The sequence below is a fragment of the Pseudomonas sp. GW460-12-10-14-TSB1 genome (assembly GCF_017349775.1).
GTDB classification, from domain to species: domain Bacteria; phylum Pseudomonadota; class Gammaproteobacteria; order Pseudomonadales; family Pseudomonadaceae; genus Aquipseudomonas; species Aquipseudomonas piscium.
In genome coordinates this window covers 129107-145425 of the sequence record NZ_JACNAC010000006.1, presented here as the reverse complement: position 1 = coordinate 145425, position 16319 = coordinate 129107, and the positions used below count along the sequence as shown (strand labels likewise).

At 60.8% G+C, this 16319-nt stretch carries 17 protein-coding genes and 1 tRNA gene; 12 read left to right on the top strand and 6 right to left on the bottom strand.

Annotated features, from left to right (window positions below):
- Positions 1-2: 2 nt before the first annotated feature.
- Positions 3-560, bottom strand: a complete 558-nt coding sequence (locus J4D52_RS06340) for a hypothetical protein (RefSeq protein WP_053280758.1) — start codon at positions 558-560, stop codon at positions 3-5.
- Between the two features lie 193 nt (positions 561-753).
- Here J4D52_RS06340 and J4D52_RS06335 point away from each other — a divergent pair, with 193 nt between their 5' ends.
- The gene (locus J4D52_RS06335; RefSeq protein WP_102676053.1) at positions 754-1581 is read left to right on the top strand and encodes an NYN domain-containing protein; all 828 of its coding nucleotides are present in this window, start codon (positions 754-756) and stop codon (positions 1579-1581) included.
- A gap of 88 nt (positions 1582-1669) precedes the next feature.
- On the opposite strand, the gene J4D52_RS06330 is transcribed toward J4D52_RS06335, so the two are convergent.
- Together J4D52_RS06330 and J4D52_RS06325 are read right to left on the bottom strand one after the other, a co-directional pair.
- A complete protein-coding gene (locus J4D52_RS06330; protein WP_025806128.1) occupies positions 1670-1978 on the bottom strand; it encodes a hypothetical protein in 309 nt (102 codons plus the stop codon).
- Positions 1965-2753, bottom strand: a complete 789-nt coding sequence (locus tag J4D52_RS06325; protein ID WP_025806126.1) for a VacJ family lipoprotein — start codon at positions 2751-2753, stop codon at positions 1965-1967. Before J4D52_RS06325 ends, J4D52_RS06330 begins: the two co-directional genes overlap by 14 nt.
- Before the next feature lie 168 nt (positions 2754-2921).
- Between J4D52_RS06325 and J4D52_RS06320 the strand changes: the two genes are divergently transcribed.
- Both J4D52_RS06320 and J4D52_RS06315 read left to right on the top strand, forming a co-directional pair.
- Positions 2922-3632, top strand: a complete 711-nt coding sequence (locus J4D52_RS06320) for a response regulator (protein WP_009050668.1) — start codon at positions 2922-2924, stop codon at positions 3630-3632.
- Positions 3629-4972, top strand: coding sequence for a cell wall metabolism sensor histidine kinase WalK (locus tag J4D52_RS06315; RefSeq protein WP_102676054.1), 1344 nt, complete (start codon positions 3629-3631; stop codon positions 4970-4972). The genes J4D52_RS06320 and J4D52_RS06315 overlap by 4 nt, the downstream gene beginning before the upstream one ends.
- A gap of 65 nt (positions 4973-5037) precedes the next feature.
- On the opposite strand, the gene ppk2 is transcribed toward J4D52_RS06315, so the two are convergent.
- Positions 5038-6138 (bottom strand): polyphosphate kinase 2, encoded by a 1101-nt coding sequence (gene ppk2, locus J4D52_RS06310; RefSeq protein WP_063432883.1) that lies wholly within the window; start codon positions 6136-6138, stop codon positions 5038-5040.
- Positions 6139-6424: 286 nt separating this feature from the next.
- A tRNA-Leu gene (locus J4D52_RS06305) sits at positions 6425-6509 on the bottom strand.
- Between the two features lie 108 nt (positions 6510-6617).
- Between J4D52_RS06305 and queA the strand changes: the two genes are divergently transcribed.
- The 6 genes from queA to J4D52_RS06275 all read left to right on the top strand — a co-directional run bounded on the left by queA (position 6618) and on the right by J4D52_RS06275 (position 12705).
- Positions 6618-7667, top strand: coding sequence for a tRNA preQ1(34) S-adenosylmethionine ribosyltransferase-isomerase QueA (gene queA, locus J4D52_RS06300; protein ID WP_028683321.1), 1050 nt, complete (start codon positions 6618-6620; stop codon positions 7665-7667).
- A gap of 14 nt (positions 7668-7681) precedes the next feature.
- Positions 7682-8797 carry a tRNA guanosine(34) transglycosylase Tgt gene (gene tgt, locus J4D52_RS06295; RefSeq protein WP_162096445.1) on the top strand — a complete coding sequence of 372 codons (1116 nt, stop codon included), beginning with the start codon at positions 7682-7684 and terminating at the stop codon, positions 8795-8797.
- A 47-nt stretch (positions 8798-8844) separates the two neighbouring features.
- Positions 8845-9180, top strand: coding sequence for a preprotein translocase subunit YajC (gene yajC / locus J4D52_RS06290; RefSeq protein WP_007929510.1), 336 nt, complete (start codon positions 8845-8847; stop codon positions 9178-9180).
- 62 nt (positions 9181-9242) lie between these two features.
- The gene (gene secD / locus J4D52_RS06285; RefSeq protein WP_009050646.1) at positions 9243-11111 is read left to right on the top strand and encodes a protein translocase subunit SecD; all 1869 of its coding nucleotides are present in this window, start codon (positions 9243-9245) and stop codon (positions 11109-11111) included.
- Positions 11112-11120: 9 nt separating this feature from the next.
- Complete coding sequence (gene secF / locus J4D52_RS06280) at positions 11121-12035, top strand: protein translocase subunit SecF (protein WP_007929512.1); 915 nt, start codon at positions 11121-11123, stop codon at positions 12033-12035.
- 121 nt (positions 12036-12156) lie between these two features.
- Positions 12157-12705 carry a glycine zipper 2TM domain-containing protein gene (locus J4D52_RS06275; protein WP_023967173.1) on the top strand — a complete coding sequence of 183 codons (549 nt, stop codon included), beginning with the start codon at positions 12157-12159 and terminating at the stop codon, positions 12703-12705.
- A gap of 235 nt (positions 12706-12940) precedes the next feature.
- Here the strand turns inward: J4D52_RS06275 and suhB are convergent, their stop codons facing one another.
- On the bottom strand, positions 12941-13756 hold the full coding sequence (gene suhB, locus J4D52_RS06270) for an inositol-phosphate phosphatase (RefSeq protein WP_007929514.1): 816 nt from the start codon (positions 13754-13756) through the stop codon (positions 12941-12943).
- 256 nt (positions 13757-14012) lie between these two features.
- On the opposite strand from suhB, the gene trmJ reads away from it, so the two are divergent.
- From trmJ to iscR, 3 genes are all read left to right on the top strand, one after another.
- On the top strand, positions 14013-14792 hold the full coding sequence (gene trmJ, locus J4D52_RS06265) for a tRNA (cytosine(32)/uridine(32)-2'-O)-methyltransferase TrmJ (protein WP_053280748.1): 780 nt from the start codon (positions 14013-14015) through the stop codon (positions 14790-14792).
- Positions 14785-15561, top strand: coding sequence for a serine O-acetyltransferase (gene cysE, locus J4D52_RS06260; protein WP_025806108.1), 777 nt, complete (start codon positions 14785-14787; stop codon positions 15559-15561). Before trmJ ends, cysE begins: the two co-directional genes overlap by 8 nt.
- A 259-nt stretch (positions 15562-15820) precedes the next feature.
- A complete protein-coding gene (gene iscR / locus J4D52_RS06255; RefSeq protein WP_025806107.1) occupies positions 15821-16312 on the top strand; it encodes a Fe-S cluster assembly transcriptional regulator IscR in 492 nt (163 codons plus the stop codon).
- Positions 16313-16319: the final 7 nt, after the last annotated feature.

Genomic DNA, 16319 nt, shown 5'->3' with positions numbered 1-16319 from the left:
CTTCAGTGCTTCTTCTTTTTGGGCGACTTGCTGGAGCTTTTGAACAAAGTGAATCCATGTGGGTTTCTGTAGCGGCCAGCATAAGAATCAAATGCCTTTTGTACGGACTTCTTGGTCTTGAAAAGTTTGTGATAGTAGATGTGTGCAAACAAGGCTGCGTTATAAAAGCTGGGTGAGCCTGTTGGGGCTATATAGTTTTTGCAGCCAAGCTCCTTGGTGAGGAGCCTGGCAAAAGGTTGTGAGCCTGACTGGCAGGCGGTGCTGACGATAGTGGTGCCTTTCAGCGATATGGAACTCTCTCGCAGCTTTGCATGCGAGCCCTCTCCATCATGTGTCCACCATCCTGCGAAGCGCTTTTTTTTCGTCACTGCGCCATGGGTCGCTATATGCACGTGGGTCATTTCAGTCTGAGTCAGGGCCTTGAGAAGCTGCTTAATCGACTTCACACGGATCAATTTGGATTTGACCTGCATCAGGTTGAATATTTCTTTGAGGACCTTTCCCTCTGATCCGGGATCGTCTTCACAGACGCACTCGATGATGCAAACGCCTTTGGTCATCTTCAGGGCTCTTTAAATGGGCAGTGGGCGAGTGTAAGGGAATGCCCGGCTAGCTGGCGGTGGACGATGCGATGGCAAAATAGTAGCTTTTATCCCCAGTCCATTGCTAACGGCCCTTCCAGGTCGTTGCATCCCAGGCTTTGCTCGTTAAGGAAGACGTTCTACTCCAGTCGCTAGCCCACAAGGATGAACCATGGCCATCAAGTCCACGCACTCGAACCAGCAAAAACACCTCGCCGTGCTTATCGATGCTGACAACGCCCAGGCGTCAATTGTCGAGGCATTGTTCGAGGAAATCGCCAAGTACGGCATCGCCAGCGTGAAGCGCATGTATGGTGACTGGACCGGGCCGCAATTGGGCGGGTGGAAGAAGCTGATGCTGGAGCATTCGATCCAGCCCATCCAGCAGTTCGCCTACACCAAGGGTAAGAACGCAACCGATAGCTCGTTGATCATCGATGCCATGGACCTGCTTTATACCCGGCGTTTCGACGGCTTCTGCCTGGTGTCCAGCGACAGTGACTTCACCCGCCTGGCCGGGCGCCTGCGCGAGGAGGGCCTGATGGTATATGGCTTCGGCGAAGCGAAAACGCCAGAGCCCTTCGTCAAGGCTTGCGACAAGTTTATCTATACCGAAATTCTCCGGGCCCAGGACGTCACTGAATCCGCCGCCCAGGGCGATAAGACCCAGGTCACCCCCGGCCCCATCGAGGAGACGGGCAAACAACCAGCCGCTTCATCTTCCAGCAGTTCGGCAAAAGTACCGGTGGAGTTCATCGCCAAGATCCTCGATGACATCGCCGAAGAGGACGGCTGGGCACCCTTGGCCATGTTGGGCACCACTATCAGCAAGGTGCGTCCCGCATTCGACTCTCGGCTGTATGGCCACACCAAACTCAGCGGCCTGATCCGTAGCCAGAGCAAATGGTTCGACCTGGATACCCGTGGCGGCTCGCCCACCGGTGGGGCGGTGCTGTACGTGCGCAACAAAAATAGAGCCCCCGACCAGCAGGCTCGCTGAGCTGGCCGGCTACGACCGATCCTGAAGCGCCTGAGTTCTTGAGCCTCTATTAAGTAAGTCAGAGCTGAAAAATCAGGATCGGGAATCTTCAAGCTTCTCCCTGGAGGGCATCTTGGATGGTGTCAGCCGCACCAAGACCGCTGTCCGCTCCTCGCACCAACACCTGCGGTTCCCCCTGCTTGATCACCCACCGTATCAACTCGGTCACGCTGATGAAGTGCTGGCGCTCGACCCATTCCAGGCCTTCGGGGCTGTAGTGTTCGCTGTAGCGGCTGAGGATCAGGTGTTGCTGGTCGGCCGAGAGGCGCAGGCTGACTTCGCGGCATTGCAGGGAGGCGTCGCCGTGTTTGGCCACGCGTTGCAGCAGGACCAGGGCGTCGGTTTCAGAAGTCATCATGGGTCGCTCCTTCACAACGATGTTTGGCAGGGTCAGTAGCGCCTTGCTTGCCTTCCTGCACGAAGGCGGCGCGGTGTTCGGCGTTCACGTCGCGCAGGGCGCTGTAGTAGTCGGGCATGGTTTTCAGGCTGTCGGTGAGCGGCAGCAGGGCGGCGCGGCCGTCCACTACGCCACCGACCATGGCGACGGTGCCCAGGGTCTGCACGGTGTCGCTGTTGTCGCCGAAGGGGGAGACCACGAAGTTGAGGATCTTGCCCACCGAGTCGCGGCTGTTGTCGGTGCCCAGCAGCGGCAGTTCGACGATGGGGCCGTTGCCGATGCCCCATACGCCGAAGGTCTGGCCGAAGTCGGCGGTATGGCGCGGGATGCCGATCGGGTCCGAGACGTTGAATAGGCCGAGTACGCCGACCGTGGTGTTGACCGCAAAGCGCCCCAGGGTGTTGACCGAGCGCTGCGGGTTGCCCTGCAGCAGGTCGTTGATGAAGACCTTGGGCTCGCCGAAGTTGCTCGCGAAGTTGTGCACACCCTGTTGCATGAAGTCCGGCAGGTGGCGATAACCGCGGGCGACCGGTGCCAGGGCGTAGTCGTCGACGGCCTTGTTGAAGGCGAATACGCCACGGTTGACCGGCTCGGCGGGGTCATAGATCGGATAGTCGACCTTCGCGCAGTCGGGTTGAGTGGCAGACCCCGTGCTGGTACAGCCCGCCAGGTAGGACAGGGACAGCAGCAGGGCGGTATGACGACACAGGCGGGTGGAGCACAGGAAGGAGCGCATGGGCGGACGACCTTGGGAACAGGGAGGCCGATGCTGGCATGGGGGTTTTGCTTAAAGATGTCTGCTTTATTGCGTGGTTGTCGGTTTGTTACCGCGTTGAAATATATGACGGGCCGCGTCCAATGGTTTTGAATGAGAGTTCTTTCCGAGCTTGAGTGATACGCACTGGTGAGCAGTCTGTTGATCGTGGACGACGACCTTGAGGTCCTCGCGCTGCTGAAGAAATTTTTTGTGCAACACGGCTACTCGGTGGAAGTCGCCACCGAGGGCGCTTCGCTGTGGGCGGCGCTGGAGCGGCAGGTGCCGGACCTGATCATTCTCGACCTGATGCTGCCGGGGGAAAACGGCCTGACCCTGTGTCAGCGCCTGCGTCAGCAGCACGCCGTGCCGGTGATCATGTTGACCGCCATGGGTGAGTTGAGCGACCGCGTGGTGGGGTTGGAAATGGGCGCCGACGATTACCTGAGCAAACCCTTCGATGCCCGCGAACTACTGGCTCGGGTGCGAGCGGTGCTGCGTCGCGCCGGAGAGAGTCGGCCGGTGGTCGGGGAGGTGCCGCGCCCGCTGATCAGGTTCGCCGACTGGCAACTGGACCTGACTCGCCGCGAGCTGCGCTCGCCGGATCAGGTGATGATTCCGCTGTCGGCGGGGGAGTTCGACCTGCTGCTGGTGTTCGTCGAGCATCCGCAACGCATCCTCAGCCGAGAGCAGTTGCTCGACCTGGCGCGCGGGCAGGCCCATGACGCCTTCGATCGCAGCATCGACGTGCAGGTCAGCCGCCTGCGCCGCAAGCTGGAATTCGACACCAAGCGTCCGGCAATGATTCGCACGGTGCGCAATGGCGGCTATCTGTTCACTCCCAGCGTGACCCGCCAATGAGGGCCAGACACAGGCCGGGCGGCCCGCGCGACACCATCGCCCGCTGGATCGCCCTGACCACCCTGATGGCGATGCTCACCGCCCTGGCCTTCAATGCGCTGTTCGTGCAGTTGGCCGGGGTCTGGGCCAAGCCGCCGTTGAGCGAGTCCGGCCTGGTGGAAAAGATCGCCTCCATCAGCAATCTGATCGACGCCTCGGAGCCGGTGCAGCGCGCTCGCCTGGCCGAGTCGGTCAGCGACCAGGCCCTGAGTGTGACCTGGCACCCGACGCGACGGGATATCGAAGTACCGGTAGTCGATGAGCCGGAATACCGCGAGGGTTCGACGAAACTGAAGCAGTTGCTCAAGCCGGGAGTGGGTCACATGGAAGCCTACCAGCCCAGTGACTGGCCGGGGCCGGGCGGACCTTATGCGTTGCTGATCCAGATGAGCGATGGCTCCTGGCTGATGTTCTCCTCGGTCTCGCGCAGTTGGGGGCTGGATGAGGGGCCGCGCAACCTGATCGTGATCGGTCTGGTGCTGTTGTCCACCGTCCTGGTCGCCTTGATCGCCACTCGCCGCCTGGCCAGGCCCCTGCAGCAGTTCGCCCTGGGTGCGCGGCGGTTTGGCGTGGACTTTCGCGCGCCACCCATCGAGCCGGTCGGCCCCCATGAGATCCGCCAGGCGATCCTCGCGTTCAACGCCATGCAGGCCCAGTTACAGCACTTCATCAAGGACCGCACGCAGATGCTCGCGGCGATCTCCCACGATCTGCGTACCCCGCTGACCCGCATGCGCCTGCGCGGCGAGTTCATCGAGGACCCCGAGCAACAGCGCCGGCTGTTCCATGACGTCGATGAGATGCAGGCGATGATCAACTCGGCGCTGGAGTTCTTCCGCGACGATGCGCGGCTGGAGGAGGCGACCTCCTTCGATCTGGCGGAACTGCTGCAAACCCTGGTCGACGATTACCGCGACCAGTCCATCGACATCGCGTTCAGCGGTCCGCCGCGCCTGGTGTATTTCGGCCGCCCGCTGGGGCTCAAGCGGGTCATGAGCAACCTGCTGGAAAACGCCATCAAATACGCCAGCGAACCGGCGATTGAAGTGGTGGCGGATGCCGAGCAGGTGAAGGTCTGTGTGCTGGATCGCGGGCCGGGGATTCCCGTCGAATGGCATGAGCAGGTGTTCGAGCCGTTCTTTCGCATGGAAAGCTCGCGCAACCGCAACACCGGTGGCGTCGGCCTGGGGCTTTCCGCGGCGCGGGCGATCGTGCTGGAGCACGGCGGCGAACTGCGCCTGCGCAACCGTGATGGTGGCGGGCTGGAGGTGTGTGTGCTGTTGCCGGTGCAGGGTATCTAGCTGGTCGGGCCCGCTTCAGGACCTTTCATCGATCCTGGAGCGGGGCCCTCTTCAAGGCTGGCTGTTTACGCGAGTGTCGCCTGTGGATTGCGCACCGGCTCCGCGGCCGCTTCGTTGTACACCCGCTCGTCTTCCTCCATGACCCGCGACGCCCGGCCGACCAGCACCGGGTCGGGTTGATGGGCCACGCGCAGGTTCTTGCCCGGATAGTCGAGGGAATGCAGGAAGTGACGGATGCAGTTGATCCGCGCGCGCTTCTTGTCGTCCGACTTGATCACTGTCCAGGGCGCATCGGCGGTGTCGGTGTGGAAAAACATCGCCTGTTTGGCGGCGGTGTATTCGTCCCATTTGTCCAGCGACTTGATGTCGATGGGCGAGAGTTTCCAGTGCTTGAGCGGGTCGTCGCGGCGCGAAATGAAGCGGCGCAGCTGCTCGTCGCGATTGACCGAGAACCAGTACTTGAACAGGAGGATGCCGCTGTTGCACAGCATGCGCTCCAGCTCGGGCGTCTGGCGCATGAACTCCAGGTATTGCAGGGGCGAGCAGAAGTCCATGACCCGCTCGACACCGGCGCGGTTGTACCAGGAGCGGTCGAAGAACACCATTTCCCCGGCGGTGGGCAGATGCTGGATATAACGCTGGAAATACCACTGGCCCTGTTCCTGCTCGCTGGGTTTTTCCAGGGCGACGATCCGTGCTCCCCGCGGGTTCAGGTGTTCCATGAAACGCTTGATGGTGCCGCCCTTGCCTGCAGCGTCGCGCCCCTCGAACAGCACCACGACGCGCTGCCCGGTTTCCTTGACCCAGCTTTGCACCTTGAGCAGTTCGATCTGCAGCTCCTGCTTGGCCTTTTCATACTCGGCGCGACGCATGCGGCTGCGGTACGGGTAGCTGGCCGGCAGCTTGGCGGTGGAGCTGTCTTCATTGCTGCCATGGGGCGCACTGGCCACCTGCAGGGCGACCGGTTGCTGGCTGATGGCGCTGATTTCGGCTTCGGCGGCTTTGGCAGCGGTAGGTTTAGTGGTTGCACGTGGTCGGCGCGGGCGTGGAGTGGCCGGTTTGCGTGGGGCGCTTTTGCTGCTGGCCGTGACCGTCGGTTTGGCTGCTGGCGTGGCTTTTTCCGGAAGGGGGTTGGGAAGGGGACGCGCGGTGGATTCTTCGCTCATATCGGGCCTGTCTGATCGCTCCAATGTCTTTCAGACAGTCTATGGCGCACAAGACTGGGCTTCTTGATGCGTATCAAGGAAGCTTTTGAGCCGGTCTGCATCGATGCTTTTAGTCGTTCGTAGGAGCGAGGCTTACCCGCGAAACAGAGGCTGCGTAGTGCCAATCAATCCGCGTCATCGTTCATCGCGAGCAAGCTTCGCTCCTGCAGAATCCCGGCGCGCAGGGGCGCGGCACTTTTCTGCAGGCGAAAAAAAAGACCTTGAATTTCAAGGTCTTTTTTAAGTTTGGTGCCCCGAGGGAGACTCGAACTCCCACTTCTCTCGAAAACGGATTTTGAATCCGCCGCGTCTACCAATTCCGCCATCAGGGCTCAATGGCGGCGAAGTATAGAGACGTGCCTACCGTTGGTCAATCAGGTTTCATGGTCAATTTTGGCTATTTCCGCTAAACTTTCCGGCCCTGCTAGACGAACCCCATCATGCGTGTTGCTGACTTTACCTTCGAGCTCCCTGATTCGCTGATCGCCCGCCATCCCCTGGCCGAGCGTCGCGCGAGTCGCCTGTTGACCCTGGACGGGGTCACCGGCGCCCTGGCCCACCGTCAATTCACTGATTTGCTTGAGCATTTGCGCCCGGGCGACTTGATGGTGTTCAACAATACCCGGGTGATTCCGGCGCGCCTGTTTGGCCAGAAAGCCTCCGGCGGCAAGCTGGAAATCCTGGTGGAACGGGTGCTCGACAGCCACCGCGTGCTGGCCCATGTGCGCTCCAGCAAGTCGCCGAAGCCGGGTTCGAAGATCCTGATCGAAGGCGGCGGCGAGGCCGAGATGCTGGCCCGCCACGACACCCTGTTCGAGCTGGGGTTCGCTGAGGAAGTGCTGCCGCTGCTGGAGCGCGTCGGCCATATGCCGTTGCCTCCTTATATAGACCGCCCGGACGAAGACTCGGACCGCGAGCGTTATCAGACCGTGTATTCCGAGCGCCTGGGCGCCGTGGCCGCGCCGACCGCGGGGCTGCATTTCGACCAGCCGCTGCTGGAGGCGATTGCCGCCAAGGGCGTCGAGACCGCGTTCGTGACCCTGCATGTGGGCGCCGGGACCTTCCAGCCGGTACGGGTGGAGCGCATCGAAGATCACCATATGCACAACGAATGGCTGGAAGTCAGCCAGGACGTGGTGGATGCGGTGGCGGCCTGCCGTGCGCGTGGCGGTCGGGTGGTGGCGGTGGGGACCACCAGCGTGCGTTCCCTGGAAAGTGCGGCGCGCGATGGCGTGCTCAAGCCGTTCAGCGGCGACACCGACATCTTTATCTACCCGGGCCGGCCGTTCCATGTGGTCGATGCCCTGGTCACCAACTTCCATTTGCCCGAATCCACGCTGTTGATGCTGGTTTCGGCGTTCGCCGGTTATCCCGAAGCCATGGCCGCCTACAAGGCCGCCGTCGAGCATGGATACCGCTTTTTCAGCTACGGTGATGCGATGTTCATCACCCGCAATCCCGCGCCACGCGGCCCTGAGGAAACAGCATGAGTCGCACCTGTCGTATGTCTTTCGAGCTGCTCGCCACCGACGGCAAGGCTCGTCGCGGTCGTCTGACCTTCCCCCGTGGCACCGTGGAAACCCCGGCCTTCATGCCGGTGGGCACCTACGGCACGGTCAAGGGCATGCTGCCTCGGGACATCGTCGCCACCGGCGCCGAAATCATCCTGGGCAACACCTTCCACCTGTGGCTGCGCCCGGGCACCGAAGTGATCAAGAAGCACGGCGACCTGCATGACTTCATGCAGTGGAAAGGCCCGATCCTCACCGACTCCGGCGGTTTCCAGGTGTTCAGCCTGGGTGCCATGCGCAAGATCAAGGAGGAGGGCGTGACCTTCGCCTCGCCGGTCGACGGCGCCAAGGTTTTCATGGGCCCGGAAGAGTCGATGCAAGTCCAGCGCGACCTGGGCTCGGACATCGTGATGATCTTCGACGAATGCACCCCGTACCCGGCCGACGAAGACGTCGCGCGGGTGTCCATGGAGCTGTCGCTACGCTGGGCCCAGCGCTCGAAGAACGCCCATGGCGACAACACGGCGGCGCTGTTCGGCATCGTCCAGGGCGGCATGCACCAGGACCTGCGCATGCGCTCCCTGGAAGGCCTGGACAAGATCGGCTTTGACGGCCTGGCCATTGGCGGCCTGTCGGTGGGCGAGCCCAAGCACGAGATGATCAAGGTGCTGGACTACCTGCCAGGCCAGATGCCAGCAGACAAACCTCGTTACCTTATGGGTGTTGGCAAGCCGGAAGATCTGGTTGAGGGTGTGCGCCGCGGTGTGGACATGTTCGATTGCGTGATGCCAACCCGTAATGCCCGCAATGGGCACCTGTTCATTGACACTGGCGTGCTGAAGATCCGCAACGCGTTCCATCGCCATGATGATTCGCCGCTGGATCCGACCTGCGATTGCTATACCTGCCAGAACTTCTCCCGTGCTTATCTGCATCATCTGGACAAGTGCGGCGAAATGCTGGGGAGCATGCTCAATACCATCCATAATTTGCGTCATTACCAACGTCTTATGGCTGGTTTGCGCGAGGCTATTCAACAGGGTACATTGGCCGCCTTTGTCGATTCCTTCTATGCCAAACGCGGGTTGCCCGTGCCGCCTTTAGAATAAGTTCTAAAGACGTTTAGACCCACTTTTGTAATTATCCGGAGTGTTACATGAGCTTTTTTATCTCGACTGCAATGGCTGATGCTGCTGCACCTGCTGCTGGCCCTGCTGGCACTGGCTTTGAGTGGATTTTCCTGGTCGGTTTCCTGGTCATCTTCTACCTGATGATCTGGCGTCCACAGGCCAAGCGCGCCAAAGAACAGAAGAACCTGCTGGGCAGCCTGCAGAAAGGTGACGAAGTTGTGACTACTGGCGGTATCGCCGGCAAGATCACCAAAGTGACCGATGACTTCGTAGTGCTGGAAGTTTCCGACACTATCGAGATGAAGTTCCAGAAAGGCGCTATCGCTGCCACGCTGCCAAAAGGCACGCTGAAGGCGATCTAAGTTTCATCTTTTACCAATCGACGGGGCGCGCAAGGCGCCCCGCTTCATAAACGGGCGGCGTGATGCTGAACAAATACCCTCTGTGGAAATACGTACTGATCCTGGCGGTGCTAGCGATCGGTTTTATTTATTCCGCTCCCAATCTATACCCTGATGATCCGGCCATTCAGGTCAGCGGCGCGAGTACCGCGTTGCAGGTCACTCAGGCGGATCTGGATCGTGCGAGCAAAGCGCTCACCGACGCCGGGATCAACGTCAAGGCAGCGACCATCGCGGCCAAGGGCAAGGGCGGCCTGTTGCGTCTGACCAAGCAGGAAGACCAGCTTCCAGCCAAGGACGTCGTGCGCAAGGCCCTGGGTGACGACTACGTCGTTGCATTGAACCTGGCACAAACCACCCCGCAATGGCTGCGCAACCTCGGCGCGCACCCGATGAAGCTGGGCCTGGACTTGTCCGGCGGTGTGCACTTCCTGCTGGAAGTGGACATGGAAAAAGCCCTCGACGCACGCCTGAAAGTCTACGAAGGCGATGTGAAGAGCCTGCTGCGTAAAGAGCGCCTGCGCTATCGCAGCCTGCCGCAGCTCAACGGTGCCATTCAGCTGGGCTTCAGTGACGAAGCGACCCGTGAACAGGCGCGTACGCTGATCCGCAAGAACTTCAACGATTTCGACATTGTTCCGGCCGACCTCAATGGTCAGGCGGTGCTGCGTCTGGCGATGACCCCGGCCAAGCTGGCGGAAATCCGTGAATACTCCATCAAGCAGAACTTGACCACGGTACGTAACCGCGTCAACGAGCTGGGTGTTGCCGAGCCTCTGGTTCAGCGTCAGGGCGCCAACCGTATCGTGGTTGAGCTGCCGGGCGTGCAGGACACCGCTGAAGCCAAGCGTATCCTGGGCAAGACGGCCAACCTTGAATTCCGTCTGGCCGCCGAGCCGGGCGCTTCGAAAGCCACTTCCGAATCTTTCGAGTTCCGTGAAGGCAATCGTCCTCCTGCGCTGATCGAGCGTGGCCTGATCATCACCGGTGACCAGGTGACCGACGCCCAGGCGGGCTTCGACGAACACGGTCGTCCACAGGTGAATATCAAGCTCGATGGCCACGGCGGCGAGCTGATGAGCCGTTCGACCCGCAGCAACGTCGGTCGCAGCATGGCGGTGATCTTCATCGAGCAGAAGCCGACCACCACTTACACCAAGCAAGTGGTCGACGGTGTCGAGAAAGACGTCGCGGTGCAGAGCTTCAAGGAAGAGAAGAAGATCATCAGCCTGGCGACCATTCAGTCGCCGCTGGGCAGCCAGTTCCGCATCACCGGCCTGAACGGTCAGGGCGAGTCCTCCGAGCTGGCCCTGCTGCTGCGTGCTGGTGGTCTGGCCGCGCCTATGTACTTCGCCGAAGAGCGCACAATCGGTCCGAGCCTGGGGGCCGACAACATCACCAAGGGTATCGATGCGTCGCTGTGGGGCATGCTGTTCGTGTCGCTGTTCATCATCGCCATCTACCGTTTCTTCGGCATCATCGCCACTGTGGCGCTGGCGCTGAACATGGTGCTGCTGCTGGCCCTGATGTCCTTGCTGGGGGCTACGCTGACCCTGCCGGGTATCGCCGGTATCGTGTTGACCATGGGTATGGCGGTGGACGCCAACGTACTGATCTTCTCGCGGATACGTGAAGAGATCGCCGCCGGCATGACCGTGCAGCGGGCAATCAACGAAGGCTTCGGCCGGGCATTCACCGCGATTCTCGACTCCAACCTGACCACGTTGCTGGTCGGCGGGATTCTCTTTGCCATGGGCACCGGCCCGGTCAAAGGCTTTGCGGTGACCATGTCCCTCGGGATCTTTACCTCGATGTTCACGGCCATCTGGCTGACCCGCGCGATGGTCAACCTGATCTTCGGCGGTCGTGACTTCAAGAAGTTGTGGATTTAAGGGGCTGCCATGTTACGTACTATCAACTTCATGGGCGTCCGCAACGTTGCGTTCGGCGTCACCTTGCTCCTGACCGTTCTGGCGCTGTTCAGCTGGTTCCACAAGGGGTTGAACTACGGCCTGGACTTTACCGGCGGTACGCTCATCGAGCTGACCTACGAGCGTCCGGCGGATGTGATGAAGGTTCGTGCTCAACTGAGCGAATCCGGTTATCACGAAGCGATCGTGCAAAGCTTCGGTGCCACCACCGACCTGCTGGTGCGGATGCCGGGTGAAGACCCGCAACTGGGCCATCAGGTAGCAGAAGCATTGCAGAAGACTGGCGGCGACAACCCGGCGCAGGTCAAGCGCGTCGAGTTCGTCGGCCCGCAGGTGGGTGAAGAGTTGCGCGACCAGGGCGGCCTCGGCATGCTGATGGCGCTGGGTGGCATCCTGATCTACCTGGCCTTCCGCTTTCAGTGGAAGTTCGCGGTCGGCGCCATCGTCTCGCTGATCCACGACGTGGTGGTGACCGTGGGTATCCTGTCGTTCTTCCAGATCACCTTCGACCTGACGGTGCTGGCGGCGGTACTGGCGATCATCGGTTACTCGCTCAACGACACCATCGTGGTGTTCGACCGGGTGCGTGAGAACTTCCGTGTGCTGCGCAAGGCCAGCCTGATCGAGAACATCAACATCTCGACCACCCAGACCCTGCTGCGCACCATGGCGACCTCGATCTCCACTCTGCTGGCGATCGCGGCACTGCTGTTCTTCGGTGGCGACAACCTGTGGGGCTTCTCCATCGCGCTGTTCGTCGGTGTTCTGGCGGGTACCTACTCGTCGATCTACATCGCCAACGTGGTGCTGATCTGGCTGAACCTGAGCAGCGAGGACTTGATTCCTCCGGCCAATACCGAGAAGGAAGTCGACGACCGTCCATAACGGTTTTCGCTTCCCGGCAAGGCAGTCGAAAAGGCGCGAGTATTGAACTCGCGCCTTTTTTTATGCTCCAAGGCAGGGAGAAGCGCGGGCTTGTCCCGCTTGTGATGGTCAGGAGGTTCACGTGAACAAGTCGATGCTGGTTGGTGCGGTATTAGGTGCCGTCGCTGTGACTGCTGGGGGGGCTGTTGCCACCTACAAGCTGGTCAATAGTGGCCCTGAGTATGCGCAGGTGCTGGCAGTTCAGCCGGTCAAACAACAGATCAAAACACCGCGTGAAGTATGCAAGGACGTCACCGTGACCCGTCAGGCTCCGGTGAAGGATCAACATCAGATTGCCGGTACGGTGGTCGGTGCACTGGCCGGTGGCCTTCTGGGTAACCAGATTGGCGGCGGTACAGGCAAGAAGATCGCTACGGTCGCCGGTGCGGTCGGCGGTGGTTACGCGGGTAACAAGGTGCAGGAAGGCATGCAGGAGCGTGATACCTACACCACCACTCAGACTCGCTGCAACACGGTCAACGACATCAGCGAAAAGGTCGTGGGTTATGACGTGAAGTACGAGCTGAACGGCAAACAAGGCCAGGTACGCATGGATCGTGATCCGGGCAGCCAGATTCCGGTCAACAAGGAAGGTCAGTTGATCCTGGGGCAGAACGTACCAGCGCAGTAAACATTTGAGCGTCAATCATGAAAAAGCACCCTTCGGGGTGCTTTTTCATTGTCTGTGGATTGGGTCTTCTTCTGTAGGAGCGAGGCTTGCCCGCGATAGCTTCAGTCCCGAATGAGGCTGATACACCGCGGTGCCCAGATCGCGGGCAAGCCTCGCTCCTACAAGGAGAGTGGTTCGCCGACAAATCCCAGGCATAAAAAAAGCACCCCGCAGGGTGCTTTTTTGTCGCTGACGCTTAGCGCTTCAGCGAGGCCGGCAGGTGCGGCTGGATGGCGGTGAGGACCGCCTTGAAGCATTTGGTGTTGCCGGCAACCACGTGGCCCTTTTCCAGGAAGTCGTGACCGCCGGTGAAGTCGCTCACCAGGCCGCCGGCTTCTTGGATCAGCAGGGCGCCTGCAGCCATGTCCCACTCGGACAGGCCCGACTCCCAGAAGGCGTCGAAACGACCGGCGGCCACGTAGGCCAGATCCAGGCTGGCGGCGCCAGCGCGGCGGATGCCGGCGGTCTGGCCGACCAGGGCGCGGAACATGCCCAAGTAGTTGTCGAGGTTGTCCATCTGGTCGTCACGGAACGGGAAGCCGGTACCCAGCAGGGCGCCGTCCAGGCTGGTACGGCCGCTGACGCGCAGGCGACGACCGTTCAGTTGGGCGCCGCGACCACGGCTGGCGGTGAATTCTTCCTGGCGCACCGGGTCCAGAACCACAGCGTGTTCCAGGCGACCACGGTATTTGCAGGCGATGCTGACAGCGAAGTGAGGAATGCCGCGCAGGAAGTTGGTGGTGCCGTCCAGTGGGTCGATGATCCACAGGTAGTCTTCGCCTTCGCCGCTGCCAGCGTGCAGACCGGTTTCTTCACCGAGAATGCCGTGAGTCGGGTAGGCCTTGCGCAATGCGTCGATGATCTTCTGCTCGGCAGCGCGATCAACTTCGGATACGTAGTCTTTGGCGTCTTTTTCGTCGACCTTGATGGTATCCAGGCGCTCGATGGAGCGGAAAATCAGTTCACTGGCGCTGCGGGCGGCGCGCAGCGCGATATTCAGCATTGGCTGCATGGATAGGTCACCTAAGGTTGTTAAAGAAAGCCGAGCATTCTAGCAGAAAACTTTTGCAGATGAAGGTCGACATTCGCTCCGCTGGCCTAGATCTGCCGTTCAAGCCTGTAAATGCGCGGACATTTTGACGAGTGGCAGTCCGTCTGGCGTTGGCCTGCTTCTATAAACTGCCAGCCAGAAGCAGTTATTTTTGAGGCGGGAGCGCTGGCTGTTCTGTAAGATTTGCTCCCCTTTCCCGTGTCCGAGAGCGCCTCCCTTGCTGCAGAACATTCGTGTCGTCCTGGTCAATACCAGTCATCCCGGAAACATCGGCGGGGCTGCGCGTGCCATGAAGAACATGGGGCTGTCGCGGCTGGTGTTGGTCGAGCCGCGGATTTTCCCATCCCATGAGGCCGATGCGCGCGCGTCCGGCGCTACCGACATTCTTGAAAGCGCTCAGGTCGTCGCCACCCTGGAAGATGCCCTAGCCGGCTGCACCCTGGTGTTTGGTACCAGCGCCCGTGACCGGCGTATTCCCTGGCCATTGCTCGACCCCCGTGAGTCCGGGGTCAAGGTGGTGCAAGAGGCAGGGCAGGGCGCCGAAATTGCCTTGGTCTTCGGCCGTGAAGATTCCGGCCTGACCAATGACGAGCTGCAGCGATGTCATTTTCACGTGCATATCCCTTCGGACCCGGAGTTCAGCTCGCTGAACCTGGCGACGGCGGTGCAGGTGCTGGCCTATGAAGTGCGTATGTCCTGGCTGGCGGCCGAAGGTCAGCCGAGCAAGGTCGAGAAGGATGAGGTGGCGTCGCCGCGCAGCGATGAGCTGGCGACCATGGACGAGCTGGAGCGGTTCTACGAGCATCTGGAGCAGACGCTGGTGGCCATCGACTTCCTCGATCCGGAGAAGCCACGGCACTTGATGGCGCGCCTGCGCCGGTTGTACGGACGCAGCTCGGTAAGTCGGGCGGAAATGAATATTTTGCGTGGCATCCTCACGGAGACCCAGAAAGCGGCCCGTGGTGAGCTCCTTAAGCGGAAGAATGATGATGTTTGAGCGTTTGCGTGAAGATATCCAGAGTGTTTTCCATCGTGACCCGGCGGCGCGTAACGCGTTCGAGGTCCTGACCTGCTACCCGGGCATGCACGCCATCTGGATTCATCGCCTGTCCGGCGCGTTGTGGGGCATGGGCTGGAAGTGGCTGGCGCGCCTGGTGTCGAACTTCGGGCGCTGGTTGACCGGGATCGAGATTCACCCGGGGGCCAAGGTGGGTCGCCGCTTCTTTATCGATCACGGCATGGGCATCGTCATTGGCGAAACCGCCGAGATCGGTGACGACGTTACCCTCTATCAGGGCGTGACCCTGGGCGGCACCAGCTGGAACAAGGGCAAGCGTCACCCGACCCTGGAAGACGGTGTGGTGGTGGGGGCGGGCGCCAAGGTGCTGGGTCCGTTCACTGTGGGGGCGGGCGCCAAGGTCGGCTCCAATGCGGTGGTGACCAAGGCAGTACCGGCGGGCGCTACTGTGGTGGGCATTCCCGGGCGCATCATCGTCAAGTCCGATGACGAGCAGGAAGCCAAGCGCAAGGCCATGGCCGAGAAGCTCGGTTTCGATGCCTACGGCGTCAGCGAGGACATGCCGGACCCGGTGGCGCGGGCTATTGGCCAGTTGCTCGATCACCTGCAGGCCGTCGATGGACGCCTGGAGGATATGTGTGGGGCCTTGAAGGATCTGGGCAGCAACTACTGCGCCAAGGATCTGCCGGCGCTACGCGACGAGGACTTCGCAGGCGTCAAGGACAAGGGCGACAGCCAGGTCGGCTGAGCCGTCCAGGCGCCGTGGCGTTGATCGCGAGCAAGCTCGTTTTGTGGAAATGAGCTTGCTCGTGCAGCGTCCGAAAGGATGCTGGCGACCCATTAGTCACCCGTCCAATCCAGGGCGTGCCATTACCCTGCAGACTTTGCTATGATTCGCGCGCTCTTTTGCGGGTAAACCTGACTAAAGTAGTAGGTCTTATAGTTGACTTAATTACTCGGGAATTGCATACTCGCTCCCATCCCGAAACACTCCGTGGTACTTGTCCATGCGACTGACTACAAAAGGCCGATACGCGGTAACAGCCATGCTTGACCTGGCGTTGCACGCGCAAAATGGGCCGGTGTCCCTGGCCGATATCTCTGAGCGCCAAGGCATCTCCCTGTCCTATCTCGAACAGCTCTTCGCCAAGCTGCGCCGCAGCAATCTGGTGTCCAGCGTGCGTGGTCCAGGCGGTGGCTACCAGCTGTCGCGTGACATGCAAGGCATTCAGGTGGCCCAGGTGATCGATGCGGTGAACGAGTCGGTCGATGCAACCAAATGCCAGGGCCAGGGCGATTGCCATTCCGGCGACACCTGCTTGACCCACCACTTGTGGTGCGATCTGAGCCTGCAGATTCACGAATTTCTGAGCGGTATCAGCTTGGCTGACCTTGTGACTCGCCGTGAGGTGCAAGAAGTAGCCCAGCGTCAGGATCAGCGCCGCTGTAATGGCAAGGCGCAGCACCTGGACAAGATTGAAGCGTCCGCCGTCGAATGACAGCCAA

Coding starts and splice junctions, on each gene's coding strand:
- yajC (WP_007929510.1), top strand. CDS start 8,845: ATGAGCTTTTTTATCTCGACTGCAATGGCTGATGCTGCTGCACCTGCT.
- secF (WP_007929512.1), top strand. CDS start 11,121: ATGTTACGTACTATCAACTTCATGGGCGTCCGCAACGTTGCGTTCGGC.
- J4D52_RS06325 (WP_025806126.1), bottom strand. CDS start 2,753: ATGCGCTCCTTCCTGTGCTCCACCCGCCTGTGTCGTCATACCGCCCTG.
- J4D52_RS06315 (WP_102676054.1), top strand. CDS start 3,629: ATGAGGGCCAGACACAGGCCGGGCGGCCCGCGCGACACCATCGCCCGC.
- suhB (WP_007929514.1), bottom strand. CDS start 13,756: ATGCAGCCAATGCTGAATATCGCGCTGCGCGCCGCCCGCAGCGCCAGT.
- J4D52_RS06335 (WP_102676053.1), top strand. CDS start 754: ATGGCCATCAAGTCCACGCACTCGAACCAGCAAAAACACCTCGCCGTG.
- secD (WP_009050646.1), top strand. CDS start 9,243: ATGCTGAACAAATACCCTCTGTGGAAATACGTACTGATCCTGGCGGTG.
- cysE (WP_025806108.1), top strand. CDS start 14,785: ATGTTTGAGCGTTTGCGTGAAGATATCCAGAGTGTTTTCCATCGTGAC.
- iscR (WP_025806107.1), top strand. CDS start 15,821: ATGCGACTGACTACAAAAGGCCGATACGCGGTAACAGCCATGCTTGAC.
- J4D52_RS06330 (WP_025806128.1), bottom strand. CDS start 1,978: ATGATGACTTCTGAAACCGACGCCCTGGTCCTGCTGCAACGCGTGGCC.
- queA (WP_028683321.1), top strand. CDS start 6,618: ATGCGTGTTGCTGACTTTACCTTCGAGCTCCCTGATTCGCTGATCGCC.
- tgt (WP_162096445.1), top strand. CDS start 7,682: ATGTCTTTCGAGCTGCTCGCCACCGACGGCAAGGCTCGTCGCGGTCGT.
- J4D52_RS06340 (WP_053280758.1), bottom strand. CDS start 560: ATGACCAAAGGCGTTTGCATCATCGAGTGCGTCTGTGAAGACGATCCC.
- ppk2 (WP_063432883.1), bottom strand. CDS start 6,138: ATGAGCGAAGAATCCACCGCGCGTCCCCTTCCCAACCCCCTTCCGGAA.